Source organism: Okeania sp. SIO2F5, from assembly GCF_010692685.1.
Classification (GTDB): Bacteria; Cyanobacteriota; Cyanobacteriia; order Cyanobacteriales; family Microcoleaceae; genus Okeania; species Okeania hirsuta.
Genome location: NZ_JAAHGU010000150.1, coordinates 1 through 16,873 on the forward strand (window position 1 = coordinate 1; position 16,873 = coordinate 16,873).

General features: G+C 38.4%; 10 protein-coding genes and 2 pseudogenes. 7 read left to right on the forward strand and 5 right to left on the reverse strand.

Translation table 11 applies throughout. The annotated features are described in order from the left end of the window. The 3 genes and pseudogenes from F6K27_RS28125 to F6K27_RS28135 form a co-directional block, all read right to left on the reverse strand. Positions 1–245, reverse strand: a pseudogene (locus F6K27_RS28125) (RNA-guided endonuclease TnpB family protein); the annotation flags it as partial. Positions 246–750: 505 nt separating this feature from the next. Then, positions 751–2,049: a transposase gene (locus F6K27_RS28130; RefSeq protein WP_287279326.1), complete on the reverse strand. Its 1,299-nt coding sequence runs from the start codon at positions 2,047–2,049 to the stop codon at positions 751–753. Positions 2,050–2,183: 134 nt separating this feature from the next. After that, positions 2,184–2,540, reverse strand: coding sequence for a helix-turn-helix domain-containing protein (locus F6K27_RS28135; RefSeq protein WP_287279327.1), 357 nt, complete (start codon positions 2,538–2,540; stop codon positions 2,184–2,186). A 149-nt stretch (positions 2,541–2,689) separates the two neighbouring features. On the opposite strand from F6K27_RS28135, the gene F6K27_RS28140 reads away from it, so the two are divergent. The 6 genes from F6K27_RS28140 (at position 2,690) to F6K27_RS28165 (ending at position 12,854) form a co-directional block, all read left to right on the forward strand. Continuing rightward, complete coding sequence (locus tag F6K27_RS28140; RefSeq protein ID WP_287279328.1) at positions 2,690–2,959, forward strand: hypothetical protein; 270 nt, start codon at positions 2,690–2,692, stop codon at positions 2,957–2,959. A gap of 220 nt (positions 2,960–3,179) precedes the next feature. Further along, positions 3,180–8,318: a hormogonium polysaccharide biosynthesis protein HpsA gene (hpsA, locus tag F6K27_RS28145; RefSeq protein WP_287279329.1), complete on the forward strand. Its 5,139-nt coding sequence runs from the start codon at positions 3,180–3,182 to the stop codon at positions 8,316–8,318. A 1,018-nt stretch (positions 8,319–9,336) separates the two neighbouring features. Further along, on the forward strand, positions 9,337–10,044 hold the full coding sequence (gene hpsB / locus F6K27_RS28150) for a hormogonium polysaccharide secretion pseudopilin HpsB (protein WP_287244063.1): 708 nt from the start codon (positions 9,337–9,339) through the stop codon (positions 10,042–10,044). Between the two features lie 48 nt (positions 10,045–10,092). Then, positions 10,093–10,971 carry a hormogonium polysaccharide secretion pseudopilin HpsC gene (hpsC, locus tag F6K27_RS28155; RefSeq protein WP_287279330.1) on the forward strand — a complete coding sequence of 293 codons (879 nt, stop codon included), beginning with the start codon at positions 10,093–10,095 and terminating at the stop codon, positions 10,969–10,971. A 50-nt stretch (positions 10,972–11,021) separates the two neighbouring features. Next, positions 11,022–11,636 carry a Tfp pilus assembly protein FimT/FimU gene (locus F6K27_RS28160; RefSeq protein ID WP_287279331.1) on the forward strand — a complete coding sequence of 205 codons (615 nt, stop codon included), beginning with the start codon at positions 11,022–11,024 and terminating at the stop codon, positions 11,634–11,636. Positions 11,637–12,143: 507 nt separating this feature from the next. Further along, a complete protein-coding gene (locus F6K27_RS28165) occupies positions 12,144–12,854 on the forward strand; it encodes a Tfp pilus assembly protein FimT/FimU (protein WP_287279332.1) in 711 nt (236 codons plus the stop codon). Between the two features lie 1,013 nt (positions 12,855–13,867). Here the strand turns inward: F6K27_RS28165 and obgE are convergent. Together obgE and F6K27_RS28175 are read right to left on the reverse strand one after the other, a co-directional pair. Then, positions 13,868–14,896, reverse strand: coding sequence for a GTPase ObgE (gene obgE, locus F6K27_RS28170; protein WP_287279333.1), 1,029 nt, complete (start codon positions 14,894–14,896; stop codon positions 13,868–13,870). 487 nt (positions 14,897–15,383) lie between these two features. Next, entirely contained in the window at positions 15,384–16,106 is a 723-nt protein-coding gene (locus tag F6K27_RS28175; RefSeq protein ID WP_287279334.1) for a Mo-dependent nitrogenase C-terminal domain-containing protein, read from the reverse strand. Positions 16,107–16,628: 522 nt separating this feature from the next. On the opposite strand from F6K27_RS28175, the pseudogene F6K27_RS28180 reads away from it, so the two are divergent. Next, a pseudogene (locus F6K27_RS28180) lies at positions 16,629–16,873 on the forward strand (RNA-guided endonuclease TnpB family protein); the annotation flags it as partial.

Here is a 16,873-nt window from a genome sequence, read left to right on the forward strand (position 1 = left end):
AAACGTTTAAACTTTTTCACCTTGGTTTGAGCACAAGTATTCCTAATAGTTTGATTAATCCACATTGAACCAATTTCAACATGATGAAAATCCTTGCTTGTATACTTGCGACGAACTGATTTCTCAATACTTAACAATGTATTAGCTACTTCAGTATTGAGCAAAGTAAGACGCTCAAACTCTGCTGCTTTACAAGCATTAAGGCGATAAAAAGGTAGTTTTAGTGTCAAAGTTAATTTACTCATAGGATTAATGATAATACAACCCTACACAATTGTGTAGGACACTACCGGATCAATCCCGTGGCTCATGTTTCATCCAGGGGTTGAAACCCCCAGGCTCTCATCTTCAACTCAAACTTTTGTAGGCCAGGAGCAGAACTAGCCGGCGTTGCTGAAGCACGTGTATGGTATTAATTTTAATTCTTTAGGAGTCAGGAGTCAACCCACCCCTAACCCCTCCCAGGAGGGGAACTCAGGAGTCAGGAAGGAAGAAAGAATAAGAAACCCCGAGTAAAAGGAGAAAGTTTTTTGCTCGCCCTCTTATCCGGACAAGATATCATACCTCAAATCAGCAACGCCAACTAGCCTAAAGTTTTTTTGAAAACAGAAATCAAAAAGTCCTGTGTCATTTGTTACATTTGTTAGATTAATTCGCGATCGCACAGTTATAATGAGTGAAAATAACCATTTTTTTATACGCAATATTGACTTCTCCCCGCTTTAAAAAGACGGGGATTCTCAAAGGATGCTACGCAGCAGGTTGAAACCGTGCTGCTTCGCAATCTTTTCGATATTGTTTTGAAAGAGAATCCCAAAAATATCGTTTTGGCAGAGTCAAAACTGCCCTACACGCCTTGGTTAAATCGAAATTCAACTGTGCGCTTACCTTTCTTATTATATTAGCTGAACCATTACAGTCAGCATTAATTAAACTGCCATTAGAAGAGCAATATAAACCTCTTTGAACCCGCTTTCCTGATGCTTTCCACCGCTCGGGTTTTTCACCATATTGTGGTAGAAAATCATCGTCTAGAAAACTAGCTTGACTGGTATAGCTCTCTTCTGTCTCGATAAAGTTAATCCCATATTGTTGACATAATTGAGAAACTCTTTCCTTCAATTTAGCTGTAGGAATTTGCACAAATTCCTGATTATTCTTGTGGCCAATATTAATCCCATCTTTGTTGAATGGATTCCAACCAAAAACAATATTTGCAATGTTATTAGCAAGACACCAATTAATAATAAATCTTGTGGCTTTATTAATGTTGTCTCTCATTTGACGGTTGCGTTTTTCGGTGATCTTTGCAAGTTCTTCATCCCAGTATCCTTGAGGTTTTTCCGTCTTAATCTTGGCGACTTGTTTGTTATACCACTGGTTCTGAGATTTGACCTTTTTTCCATCAATTATGAAGGATTTTCCTGTGTTGGATACTCCAGTTATCCAATTATTTAATCCGGGGTCTATACCAAGAACATTACTGTTAGCTTTAACAGGCTCAATTTGGGGCTGTTTGTAGACAAACTCAATATAAAAACATCCATTTCGAGGAAAAATGCGATATTCTTTAATTGAGCTAAAGTCTAGATTTGAGGGCATAGGTAAGAGAAAATGGTCAATTCCGAACCATGCTTTGAGCTGATTTCCTAGAGAGAATTTCAAGTCATTTCCAATCAATTTAACCCATCGAGCCGGATAACTTACAACTGCCATTCCGCCCTTTTTTCTATAACTGGGTGGCTGAGGGCGAAAATGTAATTTTTCCTCCTTGTACAGCTTCAATAATTTTCCATAAGAATTAAACGACTCAATCACACTATGTAATGTCTGTTGAGCGCAAGCTGACCGCATTGCTTTGAAGTGGATATTACTTTTAAGTTGCCGATCGAGTGCCGCTTTAGTCACAAAAATTCCGGCTTTGAACAGCATTTGACGGCAATAATAAATCCCACAATTTGTCAATTTATTGGCTTCACAGCAGATATATTCAAGAATTGCCATTACATCTGGAGATTCTTTAATTAAATTTTGCTGACATCCATACAATTTGCATCACCTCCTTAGTTTTAGATTAGCCAAAAATCAGCTTTTTTTTTATTAAAAATAATGACGGCTTAAAACCCGTGTCGTTTGCTCCGCAACGCTAGCGCGAAACGATGACCATTGATTTTAATCAATGGCTAACTCTCACTTCCTATTTTTAGGTTTTTATTTGCTTTAAACCACCTATCAAAGGCTAGTTTTACCCGTTTAATGCAATCTTGCAATACTTGAGAATGAATTAACTTGTACTCAGGAAATTTATCTTTGGTATTTACCAAATCCTTTTTCTGGGAGTAATAATCTGGATTATCTCTGAGTTGAGGAATTGGTATTATGAAAGGACTTGCATTAACCGGACAACGGTTTTCTGACCACCATGAGAACCCCTCGCCCAATCTGTAGCTGTACTGGCGACGCAACAATTCTAGCCACAACTCTATCGTGGCAACTTGGTCTTTGTTGGGTCTTAATTTGTATTGATAGGCAGTCCGCATAACGGCAAATTTACCTGACTATAAAACATAATAGCACAAGTTTTTTTTTAAAGACCGAAACTTGAGGATAATATTTGTAAATTAATGGGAATCGACGTGCCATTAATTTACCGCCGATTCATCTGGTCGCCAAATCTCGCGATTATGGCGTGAGGATTCTCGGCGATTTAGCTAATCTCGCTGTCGGCCATGAGGTTGATATTCATGGACCTTGTCGGATTGTATATCGGCAAAACAAACCTCATCACTGCGGTGCGACGGTTTGGATTGAGACCTTGGCAAAGGTTACAGTGTTTGATTTAGATGGTTCTCAGTTTGACGTAGACAGTAATTGGGTTTGGGAACACAGTCCGCCGAACCCAGGAGCGCCGGGTGTGAGGCAAAAAGTTAAGAAAAGTATCGTTTCATTGACAAGTTGATAGATTAACTATTCATTTTGGGAATTATATATGGGTTAGGTATTTTGTGTGCTTGACCACTCGGCTTGCTGGCCAAAGTACCGTATTTTTGAGGGTGCGGTTCAAGTTTGTATTTTGCTAAAAGTAGAGGTAGGGACTAAATTTAAGTCACTATAATATAGTTATATAAATTTACGGTTTGCCAACTAAACCATTTGCAATTAGGGGCAGGAAGGCTATTATGTCAAAGAATAAGTTTATCAAAAATGTATCTTATATTTTCCGTAATATCCGGAGTTGGTATCGAGTCATGAAGAGAAAGTTGAGGCGATCGCTCTGGAATGTAATAAATAATCGAAGTAGGTACTCAGGGGCAGGTTTTGTTTTGCCCACTGTGACTATGGTTTTGTTGGTAGTAGTTTTGTTGAGTATTGCTATTTTGCTCAGGTCTTTTGACAGGGCTGAAATGGCAAGAAATGTTAAGGTAAATCAGCAGGTGTTGAGTGCTGCTGCTCCTGCTTTGGAAAGGGCAAGTGCAAAAATTGATTATTTGTTAAATGCAGATCCTAGTCTTCCGAAAGGAACTCCCACAGACGATTTGTTATCTAGAACAATGTCGCCGGATGAAGATTTAAACACTGAAGATCGTTATACATTTGGTGATGAGACGTCACTGAAAGTAAAATTTGATATTGATGGAGATGGCTTTGAAGTTTCGGGAGAAGACGACTCTCTATTGGAGGACGATGAACAAATTACAACTGCTTGGAGATATCCAGTAGATACAGATAATAATGGTAATTACGATAGTTATACTCTTTATGGTATTTTCTTCCGCAGTCCTACAAGGGATACAGAGAGTGGAGAATTTAATAGAGAAAGAACACCGTTAGAAGCAAGAACACCGCCTCAATCACCATTTGACAGTTTGGGGAATCCAGGGTGTGAAGGAGCTAGTGGTACTAGCTTTAGTCTAGTGGGAAATTCTGGTTGGTTTAAATCAGGTAGCAACTTGAGGAAAAGTTTCTTTGTGTATACTGCAACTGTACCAATCACTGATACAACTCAGGCAGGTCTGATTTCAGCAAAGGATCAAAGTTTGGGCAAAGATTTTGAAAATTATAGTGGTACAACAGGATTTTCGGCACTGGAATATCAGCAAGACTACGAACGAAAATCCGTAGCAAATAATGCTGTGGTATACGAGAGCGATCTAGAAGCAGCTCCAGGTTTTGAGTTTAACATCAATGGCAGGATATTGGCAAGTAGTAACTTGATGTTAATGCGCTTTAAGGAATTTAATATTTATCAGGTTAGTGGTAGAAGTTCTTGTTTTTACGAAGCTGAGAATAGTAAGATTCTTGTAGGTGGACAATTAATCAACGGTCGTACTAGAAGATTTGACAATAACCCAAAACCGGTTACAGTACATTTATTTCAGGGCAAAGATAACGACCCAATTGAAGCAGAAATTAAAGATGGTGATACTGAGTCTGTAAGTGATTCACCACTAGATGCAGCGTATAACGAACAAGCTTATCGTCAACGCATAGCTGAAATGGTAAATGCAGCTATAGAAACTGTAGCTAACTATCCACAAAAAGAAGTTACCGATGTAGTTGATGAGTTAGTAGACAACGGAACATCTGAAGAAATAGCTAGACAACAAGTACTAGAAGCTTATTTTAAAGAACGAACTCGCAAAGTTCCTTTTAAAGAAGTGGCGCTAGGTGCAGATGCTTTGGATGGAAAAACAGGTGCTGCTACGATTAATGGTGACGGAGAGAGTTTGAGGCCAATAGATGAGTGGATGTTTCCTACTGGTGGTGATGCAAATCAAGGAGACGGAACGACTTACAGTGATCTAGATTTATTGTTAGATAAGCCTCCTGCAACAAATCCAGATAACATAGTAGATGATGTCGAGCAAGAACTAGGCGATCGCATTCTTGTGGGTAATAACTTACCATTTAAGAGGTATGATGAATCTCAAGATCCACCACAATTTGTTGGAGAGGACACCACGCAACAAGTGGATGGTGGTGCAACAACTTGGGACGATGATGATACAGCTCGAACGCGTACAACTCAAATACAAGAATTGGCCGATCTAGGAAATCCAGATAGAAATGGTTTCTGGGAACTGGCAGCAGCACAAGAACCAGAAAGTGCAGTTGATGGTTATGGAGGTTTGCGAGTTATTACAGGAGCAGGGGTTTATGAGAGGCAAAATTCATTTTTACCACCACCAAATATTATTGAGAATGGTGAAGTCAAGAAATACGACGATCCGGCAACTACTGTCATCGAAGAATTTGAGATAGTTTGGCCAGATACTATGCCAATGTCGCCTATAGAAAATGTACCAGGTAGCGACCCACCCGAGGCTGTGGTTGGTAGTATGGTTTATGATAACGTTGATCAAACTTGGAGGAACTTATTTAATCCAGATACAGAAACCACAACAGTAACAGCTCCCCCAACAATAGACCCCAATACTCCTAAATATGCAAAGGGCGATCTGCGGATGCGGGCAACAGCAGTCTATCACTATGCAGAGAGTAGTTATGAAAAGGGTACTACTCCTACTCAAACTCCTATTGCCTGTGTTAGTAGCTACTACGATCCAACAAGTGAAGAAACCAGCATGAACTTGAATGGGTTGCCTTGGAATGCAGACCCAAATGGTAAATCTAATAACGGCATTGTTTATCAAAAACCAGGAAACAGACCAACAACCGCAACCTTAAACCCTACTGATGGTTTATTTACAGCTCCACCAATATTGGCAGACCAGGCAAATTATGTTTTTCCTAATGGCAGGTTTGCTAATCAACCTTTAAGGGAAGCTTTGACTAAGTTAGCAGATGGAGATACTTTAAGTATAGTAGATGAGGCTGCTATTGATTCTACCTTATGTGCATTAGAAATATTGGATGGCACACTAACTCCTAATGACTCACTAATACCTCATGGAGCTATTAAAGAAGTAGCATTTTTGGATGGTAGGCAAATTAAGGCGATCGATGCAGACGATCCTGATACTCCTAACGATGAAACATTTACTCTCAGCAGTAACCCTAATACTACTCCTGCTAACTTAACTGGAAATTACGATCTATCTCTTGAAGAACGTCAACCTTTAGAAGTTCGGGTGACTCAGTTAGACTTAAATGTTTTACGAAACACAACTATAGCTTTTGGTACAACAGAAGTCGGTCCAAAACCAGAGTATTTGCTGCCCAATAGTGGGATTATTTATGCTAGTCGAGATGATGCACTTCCAGACAGGAGCGATCGCACAGAGTTTTCGGAAGATGGTATTGATGAAGATACCAGCAAGTTATTAAGTCCTACAGACTGGCGACTCGATCCTACTCGTCGTCCTAATGGCATTATGTTGGTCAACGGGGAAAAACTAAGCCGAAATGATAACAATAATGTGATAGGTACAACTGATAATGAAAAAATCGAAAGCATAGTTAAGGAGAAAGGACTGATATTAGTGACTAACTTACCAGCTTATATTCAGGGTGATTTTAACTTGCACGATTATGGTGAATTTCAAGGTGCTAAAAATATAGATTGGGATTTCAATGCTTACTATAACCCCAATAAAGTACTAGAAGGAAACTTTGCTTGTCGTGGTGGAGACCCCCGGATATCAGGTTGCAATACGGGAGATAATTGGCGTGCAGCAACTGTTTTGTCTGATTCTATAAGTCTTCTTTCTGATAATTTTCGTCCGGGGTTCCGCAATGAGGGAGATTTTGACTTGAGAAATAATACTGGTACTGTTGTCAATTTGGGTTATGATCTTAGTGGAAATGGAGAAATTAACAGTGATGTCAATGGAGACAACATTGTGGATGCTGATGATGAATTTGAATTTACAGAACAAGACTTATTAACCGATCTGGATAAAAATGGAACGCTGGAAGATACAGTGAGTCTCACGTTTTATGAAGAAGAAGTGACAACTAAGTTGGCTAGGTTACTCAATGGTTTCTATGCCAACAACTTTGTTACTAATGGTTTGAGTAGTAATGTTGTCATCAATAGTAACCCAGAATTAGAGGACAATGATTATAGAAATAATGAAGATAATGCTGTAGATAGTTCTTACTTTAATAACTTTACGACTCCAGTTCAACGTCGAGGTGAGTTTACCGAATACTTGATGGAGATTTGTTTGAAATTACCTGTCTCAGCTTGTCAACCTGATGATTGGGTGGTTATAAATGATGATCCAAACACAATACCAGTCGAAATGATTCCAGCTAATCAATTGCCAACTTCGACAGACATTGCAATAAGTAATCTTTGGTCTGGAACAACTGCTGAACCTCCTAAAGCAGAATATCAACGCTTTCCACGTCGGGTAGCTTTCTTGCGTTATTTAGATGATTCACCAACTCCTAATGTACCAAACAATGGCTGGAATAAGGGTGCAGCAGCAGCAAATGTTCTAGTTTTACAAGATGATAGTGGAACCTGGAGACCAGTTCCAATAGGAGTAGCATCAAAAACAGGTGGAAATCTAGAACTTAGCTACTATCCATATTCAGCTACTCTTGAAATAGACGGTACAGATTATCCCCCTTATGACACAGCTAATCCTCCAGTTGAAAACAATGCCCTCTGGTTCCACACAACTAATGGTGGAAAATTAGATTCAGGGTATAACTTCCCTCTCTACTTTGAAGAAAATTTAACTCAAAACACAGTAAAGCAACCACTTTTAATGCCTGTGTTGCAGATTCATGCCACTAGAAATCAAGCAGCAGCAACTGGAAATGCTTTTCCCACAAACAACAATCAAACAGTCGATCAAACTAGGTGGTTGCCACAAGCAGCAGATACAACTTTCAATTTAATCTTAGCGACAGGGGATGTTCCTTCCAGAATTCTTACAGATACGGAAGGAGAAACTAACGGAGGTCTACCAAACCTGCCACGCTTCCTAGAAAACTGGAAAGACCGAACAGCAACTATCTCTGGTTCCTTCATTCAATTACGGCGTAGTGAGTATGGAACAGCACCATATCAGCAGGTCTTACCTTCTACAACTCCAAATATTTTTAACAGCGATGATCCTGACGCTCTCAATACCTATAACTCAACTGAAACTAATGGTCAGGTTCCCTTCTTTATGCCACCAACAAGACAGTGGAGTTTTGATGTTGGTTTGTTATCTCAGTCTCCAGACTTGTTTGCTCTCCAACTAACAGGTCCAAAAAGTGAGAGTAAACCTGATGAATATTATAGAGAAGTAAGTCGTGATGATGAATGGGTTGAAACTTTGCTTTGCTCTCTAACAGAGGATGACAGCAAAGCTGTTAATGACAATCTACGTCCAGATAACTGTATAGATAATTAGGCATTGCTGAATTAAGGTATGAAAGTAGGTTTATAGGGAACACCGGTTCTGGGAACACCGGAGCTGGGAAAAGTTAATATTAACAAGTAGTTCAAACCATCCAAAATCAAAAATCCCAAATACAAAATTCTCAAATCATACCCACCAGTCGGCAACGCCGATAATTAAATAAAAAGGAGGATAAAAATGATGAAACTGAAAAAAAATGCAGGGTTCTGGGAACACCGGAGCTGGGAAAAGTTAATATTAACAAGTAGTTCAAACCATCCAAAATCAAAAATCCCAAATACAAAATTCTCAAATCATACCCACCAGTCAGCAACGCCGATAATTAAATAAAAAGGAGGATAAAAATGATGAAACTGAAAAAAAATGCAGGGTTCTGGGAACACCGGAGCTGGGAAAAGTTAATATTAACAAGTAGTTCAAACCATCCAAAATCAAAAATCCCAAATACAAAATTATCAAATCATACCCACCAGTCAGCAACGCCAATAATTAAATAAAAAGGAGGATAAAAATGATGAAACTGAAAAAAATGCAGGGTTATGGGAACACCGGAGCTGGGAAAAGTTAATATTAACAAGTAGTTCAAACCATCCAAAATCAAAAATCCCAAATACAAAATTATCAAATCATACCCACCAGTCAGCAACGCCAATAATTAAATAAAAAGGAGGATAAAAATGATGAAACTGAAAAAAATGCAGGGTTCTGGGAACACCGGAGCTGGGAACAGTTAATATTAACAAGCAGTTCAAACCATCCAAAATCAAACATCCCAAATACAAAATTATTAAATCATACCCACCAGTCAGCAACGCCAATAATTAAATAAAAAGGAGGATAAAAATGATGAAACTGAAAAAAATGCAGGGTTCTGGGAACACCGGAGCTGGGAACAGTTAATATTAACAAGCAGTTCAAACCATCCAAAATCAAACATCCCAAATACAAAATTATTAAATCATACCCACCAGTCAGCAACGCCAATAATTAAATAAAAAGGAGGATAAAAATGATGAAACTGAAAAAAATGCAAAGTTTACCTCGATCGCCCGAAGCAGGTTACACCATTATGGAAGGTTTAGTGGCAATAATTATGGTGTCTTTCTTGATGAGTGCAGTGGCACCTGTTATTGCTCTATCTGTAGGAACCCGCGTTCAAGCACGAAGGTTGGAGTTGGCAGCACAAGCGGCGAGGAGTTATATAGATTGGGTGAGGTATGATCCAGTCGATAGAGGTCCAAATCAAATAGGGTTAGATTTTAAAGATGTTAACCCTCCTCAATTAGGTGATTTGGTATGTCAAGATGGAGCATATTGCACTACACCAACTCCAAACCCTGCTCAATCTAATCAATCTAACTACCTTTTCTGTGTAGATGGAGATGGAGATCAAGAGTGTAAAAAAGATAGCCTTTCAGATATGTTAGTCCAAGGGTCTCGCAATCAAGGAATTACGTACAATGCATCACTATCGCCAGAAGAAAATAAACGTCGAGGTTATGCTTTAGGTGTGAGAGTTTATAGAGCAGATGCTTTTCAAGAAAATTCTCTTTGTCCTTCTGGAGCAGGTTGCCCTGACCCAGGAACACAGCAATCAGTAGTTACAAATGCTATCGGTAATCGTAGATTGCCAATGGTAGAAATAATCACAGAGATAGCACCAACAGAAAATTCATTTCAAAATTATCAAGATCGCCTAAAGTCTCCGACAAATTAAAGTCTGAAGAATAATCAAATAAAAAGTAAACGCAGAAAGAGGATAAAGATGAAAACTTTACTCAAATCACTCCTAAAAATACAATACCAACAAAGGCGATCTTCCATAATTAAACCTACCAGTGGCTTTACAATGATTGAATTGTTGGTAGGAACAATCATTGCTTTTTTAATAACTGTGCCACTGTTAAGTTTTGTAGTTGATATGCTCAACACAGATGTGAGAGAGCAAGCAAAGGCAAACAGCGAACAGGATATTCAAGCAGCAGTTGACTATATAGCTCAAGATATGAGTCAAGCGCTCTATGTATACGATCATGATGGAGCAGGGGGTGTTGTTGATGCAATTGAAGGTCAACTTCCAGAGAATGACGATGAAAATAGAAAACCCATTCTGGTATTTTGGAAACGGCAGTTAGTAGAAGAAGCTATACCTGTTTCAGCTTGCGAAGAACAATGTAAAGATGACGATGCTTATGTATTATCGTTAGTTGCTTATTATGAGATTACAGAAGATGATGATACCTCTATTTGGTGTCAACCTAATGGTGAAACTTGTCCAAAGCGTATTGCCCGATTTCAAATTCAAGATGGTGTAACAGATTTTACAGGAACATATATTGATGAAAACGGTGATACCGATGAAAAATTACAGAGAGACAGAGGTTTTAAAATTCCTACAAGTGATGAAGGTTATGAGGGATGGACGAAAGAAGATGAAACTTACGAAAATAACTTGGAAGTATTAGTTAATTATGTTGAAAGCTTCACTCTCAATGAAGTTACCGATAATAAATTAGCAAAAATAACAATAGCAGGAGACTCTCAACGTCGTATTAGAGAAGCAGTTGATTGTGCTCAATCACCATCATATTGCCCGAAAGTAACAGCTCAAGTAGGAGGAAGAAGTCGTAAACTATTAGAGTAGAGTGAGATTGTTCAAATTATTATGATAAAAGATTCTATTAGGAAACTGACATGAAAAAAACAATACTATTGCAAATTTTACAGAATTATTTAGTCAAAATTCCTGGTAAAAAAAATCAACTGGATAAAGGTTTTACCATAATAGAATTATTGATAGTAGTCTTAATAATAGGAATACTGAGCGCGATCGCTGCTCCTTCGTGGGATGCTTTTATTACAAGACAGCGTACTCGTACAGTAAATAGTTTAGTATTACAAGCTTTACAGAAAGCACAAAGTCAAGCTAAGTTGAAAAAGGAAGAGGTAAATGTTGAGTTTAATATTGCTGTAGACCCACCAAAAGTAACTTCTGGAGATATTGAGCAGAAATTAAATGCTAATGGTGAAATTAAGGCAGAAATGATTAAATTAGTTGTACAAGAATGTGAGACCAAAGACGCTGATGGTAAATGTACCTCTTATCAAAACGATGCAGACTTTCAAATTCAATTTAACTATCTGGGTGCAGTGGAAATAGATGATCCAGTCCAAAAACTACCTTTTGCTGTTAGTGTTTCTACACCAGATGGTAGACTCAAACGATGTACAATTGTGGAAACCCTCTTAGGTGGAATGAGAACAGCAGAAGGAGAATTCGATGAATCAACAGGAACAGGATGCCCATAATCTAATTTAAGCCTATGCTTACCACAAAATAGCTGCCCTGTCAAATCTTCAGGTAAACGACAGGGCAAGTTTTTTATGCAAAAAAAGAGCATCATGTTTGACGTTCAATTATGAATTGTTATATCAAATCCGGTAGCATCGGTGTAATTAGATAGTTAATCTAGGAGTCAGGAGTCAGGAGTCAGGAGTCAGGAGGGAAGAGAATGCGCGAAACATTTGCTCTTGGATGAAGATGAAATTTTTTTTTATACCGAATTAAGTGGATTTGATATTATACCAAATTCACGCAAAGGCAGTTACATCTTAAATTTGTGATTTCTTCTTAAAAGAAAAAATTATAAATTCCATAAATTATAAAATTTCCACCTTTTTTTCTCTTTAATATTTATGTTTTTCTTTCTCTGTTCCCTGTTCCCTGTGTCCTCACGCTTTGCAATGTTTTATGAAATTGGTATTAAAATAGTAAAGAGAGATAAAACTATTTAAAAACAGTAAATCAGGGTTGAAATGAACGTAAAAATATTAAACTCCGTAATATCAACTATTATTAAAATTACTGCAAAAAATCTATCAGAAAAATCACTTAAGCAAAAAGAAGCAGGATATACCCTCACAGAATTAACATTAGTCTTACTAATTATTGGTATTCTGGCAGCGATCGCCACTCCCGGATGGCTAGCATTCATCAATAACTACCGTCTCCGCACCTCAACTGACAGAATATATCAGGCCATGTTTGCAGCTCGTCGTAATGCCATACGAGATAAAACTGCTTGGCAGGCAAGTTTCCAAGAAACCACCAATATTATTGGGCAACCCGTAATTAGGTATGCGCTACATAAACCAGCGATCGCTCCCAATGACCTACCAACCTCAAGTTGGAAATATCTAGAACCTGGTATTGAGATAGACGACAATCAGACAAATGACAAAGGCAAGTATGAAACTACCCTCCGGATAGTTAAACCCGATACCAATACAGTTACTACCAACAAAACAGACCCCATTTACCGTGCCCTTTTCAATTACAAAGGTTGCCCAGTTTACAAACCTACTGACCAATGTACACAAACTAGCATCCAAGCAAAAGGGCGTATTGGTATAAAACACCAGAACCAAGACAAACCAAAAAGGTGCGTGATTATTTCCACCCTATTAGGGGTAGTCCGAACTGGAAAAGACCATGCCAAAGCTTTAGACGGAAAATATTGCTATTAAAATGGTAGGTTGGGTTGAGAGAAACGAAACCCAACATTATCTAATTTCCCTCCATTATTGTGTTAGGTTTATCCTAACGGACAAGCTCCGCTAATACTAACGTTCTACCCAACCTACATTATCAAAAGATTAACGTATAAAGCCTTTTCTTTGAAGGGAAAAAAGAAAAAAATTAGGTAGTCCTGCATGGTAATGGTGAAGTAGAATTTGTAGGTTGGGTTGAGAGAAGCGAAACCCAACACCATAATTAAGGCGTTGCTGAATACTGGGATAATTGAGGCCGACACGGGGACACGGAGACACGGGGACATGGGGACACAGGGATTATGATTTCTGCTCTCTGACAAAATCATCCCGCAATTATGCAATGCCTTGAAGAAGGAGACAGGAGACAGGAGACAGGAGACAGGAGGAAAATTACATGGGGATTCGCTCCCCCAAGTAATGCGTGAACACCCCCGTTGACGGTGGGGTATTAAACCCACAAAGAAAATGATAATTATTGCTCTGCTGATTAAATATAAAAGCATTGACATATAAAGACTTTAGCCTTTTTGGGAACAAAAAAAGTGCGCCTGTTTCAGTCTAAAACGCTCAAAAAGGAGCGTATTTTAGGCGCATAGTTGGGCAGAAAAATCATTCTTACAAAACGCCCGCTCCTACTTCCTCGCTCCCGATCCATTTCTCCCCTCCACCGGAGGGGGAGGGGCGAGGGGTGGGTTGTCTCCTGTCTCCTACCCCTACTAAAATACTTTTGAGCGCAAACCCTAATTAATGTTGGGTTTCCCTCCGGGAAGCTCCGCTAACACTGTTGTTCAACCCAACCTACATCTATTTTCATTAGGGGTAATTATTAATTATTCATTGTTAATTATTAATTATTGAATAATATTATGTCCGGATAATTAGTTATAAAAAAACTTTCTCCTTCAACTCCAGTTTTTCTTCTTTCTTCCCTCTTTCCTCCTGTCTCCTGTCTCCTGTCTCCTGACTCCTCCGTAGTTATTTATTTATCACTGTTTAACCGGACATGATATAACATTTTCCTCCAATTCCAAAACCTGCCAAACTTCTTCCATCAACTCTTTCAAACCAATACCTGCAACAGCAGAAATCAGGAAAACTTTTCCCCCATTAATCTCTCTAAACCTACTCACTAACTCCTGAATTTCTGCACTTTCTAAATCTACAGCATCAACCTTATTCAAAGCTAAAATTTGATTTTTATCTTCCAAATTTCGCCCATAAACCTTTAACTCATTTTGAATAGTCTCAAAATTCTCCACCGGATTAATATCTGTAATATCGACCAAATGCAACAATAATTTAGTTCGTTCAATATGCCTTAAAAATTCATGCCCCAAACCCAAACCAGCAGAAGCACCTTCTATTAATCCTGGAATATCAGCAAAAACAGTACCATCTCCCGTCCGTTTTCTCACAACACCTAAATTTGGTACTAGAGTAGTAAAAGGATAATCAGCAATTTTCGGACGGGCAGCAGAAAGTGCAGCAATTAAAGTAGATTTTCCCGCATTTGGTAACCCAATAATTCCCACTTCAGCTAACAGCTTCAACTCCAATCTTAACATTCGCGTTTCACCCTCCAATCCAGGCAAAGCATATTCGGGAGCACGGTTACTATTGCTGAGAAAATGTTTATTTCCTAATCCACCTTTACCACCTTTTGCAACACAAAAACTTTGTCCGGGTTTAACCAAATCTCCCAATAATTCCTCAGTTTCCGCATCATAAACCATCGTACCAGGAGGCACTTCAATTAAGCGATCGCTCCCTGAAGCACCAGTCATATTTTTTGGACCGCCACGCTTACCATTTTCTGCTTTAAAAATACGCTGAAATCTAAAATCCAGCAAAGTTTGAAGATTTTCAATAGCCACTAAAATCACGGAGCCACCACGGCCACCATTTCCACCAGATGGGCCTCCGGCAGGCACATATTTTTCTCGCCGAAAGGCAACCATACCATCACCACCTTTACCAGCTTCTACTTGAATTTCTGCTTGGTCAATAAATTGCATATTTATCGGAAATGCTGTTTAGTTGAATAAAAAGTCATGAATAAGGGCGAACAACTCCCAATGATTACATCTTATACTAATTTTTTTTGAGATGCAACACCACATTCCACCTTTTTTTCTAGAGCTTCACACAATGAGATTTGGGTGGGGTGATTTGTCACCTGAGCGATCGCTTCGATATATCTATAAGGTTAATCCTGCTGATTTTTAGTTGAATAAAAAGTCATGAATAAGGGCGAGCAACCCCCAATGATTACATCTTATCCCAATTTTTTTGGAGATGCAACACCACATTCCACCTTTTTTCTAGAGCTTCACACAATGAGATTTGGGTGAGGTGATTTGTCACCTGAGCGATCGCTTCGATATATCTATAGAACCCCTGACCGTATCTTTGTCGGCGTTTTTTGCTAGAAGTCAGAATTCAGGAGTCAGTAGGAAATAGGAAAAAAGAAGGAAGAGAGGAAGAAAGTTTCTTGTCAGTTCATCAACAATACTTAGACACATCCTCCTGACATTCATCTGCCAAATAAGATAAAGCACGAAAACGTATACCAACCAACTGGTCGTAAAGTGGATTAAGTTTACACATAGCTGGAATGTGGGCTACTTTCTTACCAAAAATCACAATATCTCGCTCAAAAGGACATTGAGGGGGAATCATTTTACATACCATGTGAGCCACTTTTGGGTCATGGATATCCCATCCATCCAACCAGTCTTTGATCGGAGCGAGTACAGTTTGATGATGTTCGGGGTCGTGGGGAATAATGAAAGTGCCAGTATGTTCTGTTTCTTCAATCCAACTGTCTAAATCATCTTCTGTTGCTTGTTCCTTGGCTTTTTCCAGATTTTTTCTCAGGGCATCTAAAGCTTTAACCTTTAGTCCTAAAGCGTTACAGTATCTATGAAGTATGTCATCCTCAGTAATAGAATAAATTCCATCTGCCAAGGCTACCATTACCGCAGTTCTCATAAAATTTTCTGCTATGGTAGGATTTTCTCCCAGTACCCTAGCTAAATCATCTGGATTAATGGGTTGTAATTCTGAGATTTCAATTTTAGAAGCAAACTCTTCGTGACTAAAGTGGTCAAATAAATCTTTCTCTGTAACATCTAATTCCCCATCAGCATAAGCAACGGTCATTAGTCCTCTTAACCAGGTAGTAGTTTGTTCTTTGTTTAGGGGAGATTTGACGATGCTAGTCATGGCTTAACCTCTGAATTAATATATAACTACAACAAATACAGTTTTTTGACTAACTCCTAAAACCAATTACAAATCAAGTTGGTATGGGAGCTATTACTTAATATTTTACCTCACTATCTCCAGCCTAAAATCCTAAAGTTTCTGATTTATTTAAACTTTATTTATGATGATTTTAGTAGTGATTGCTACATCACTTTATGAAAAATAATGATTACGATCTTTAGCTATAGCAATCCTATTTTATTCGTGTCAAAAATCTTACTGCTTTTTAGGGAACACTTAACTGGGAAAAGGGAACAGGTAAGAGTTTCAGTTTTTTTATTCACTTTTTGATTACCCGCAACCTATTTAGGATTGCTATATTACCCAAAAAGAAAAATTAATTCTTCTTGCTTGTTCTCTACAAAAGTTTGAGTTGAAGATGAGAGCCTGGGGGTTTCAACCCCTGGATGAAACATGAGCCACGGGATTGATCCGGTAGTGTCCTACACAATTGTGTAGGGTTGTATTATCATTAATCCTATGAGTAAATTAACTTTGACACTAAAACTACCTTTTTATCGCCTTAATGCTTGTAAAGCAGCAGAGTTTGAGCGTCTTACTTTGCTCAATACTGAAGTAGCTAATACATTGTTAAGTATTGAGAAATCAGTTCGTCGCAAGTATACAAGCAAGGATTTTCATCATGTTGAAATTGGTTCAATGTGGATTAATCAAACTATTAGGAATACTTGTGCTCAAACCAAGGTGAAAAAGTTTAAACGTTT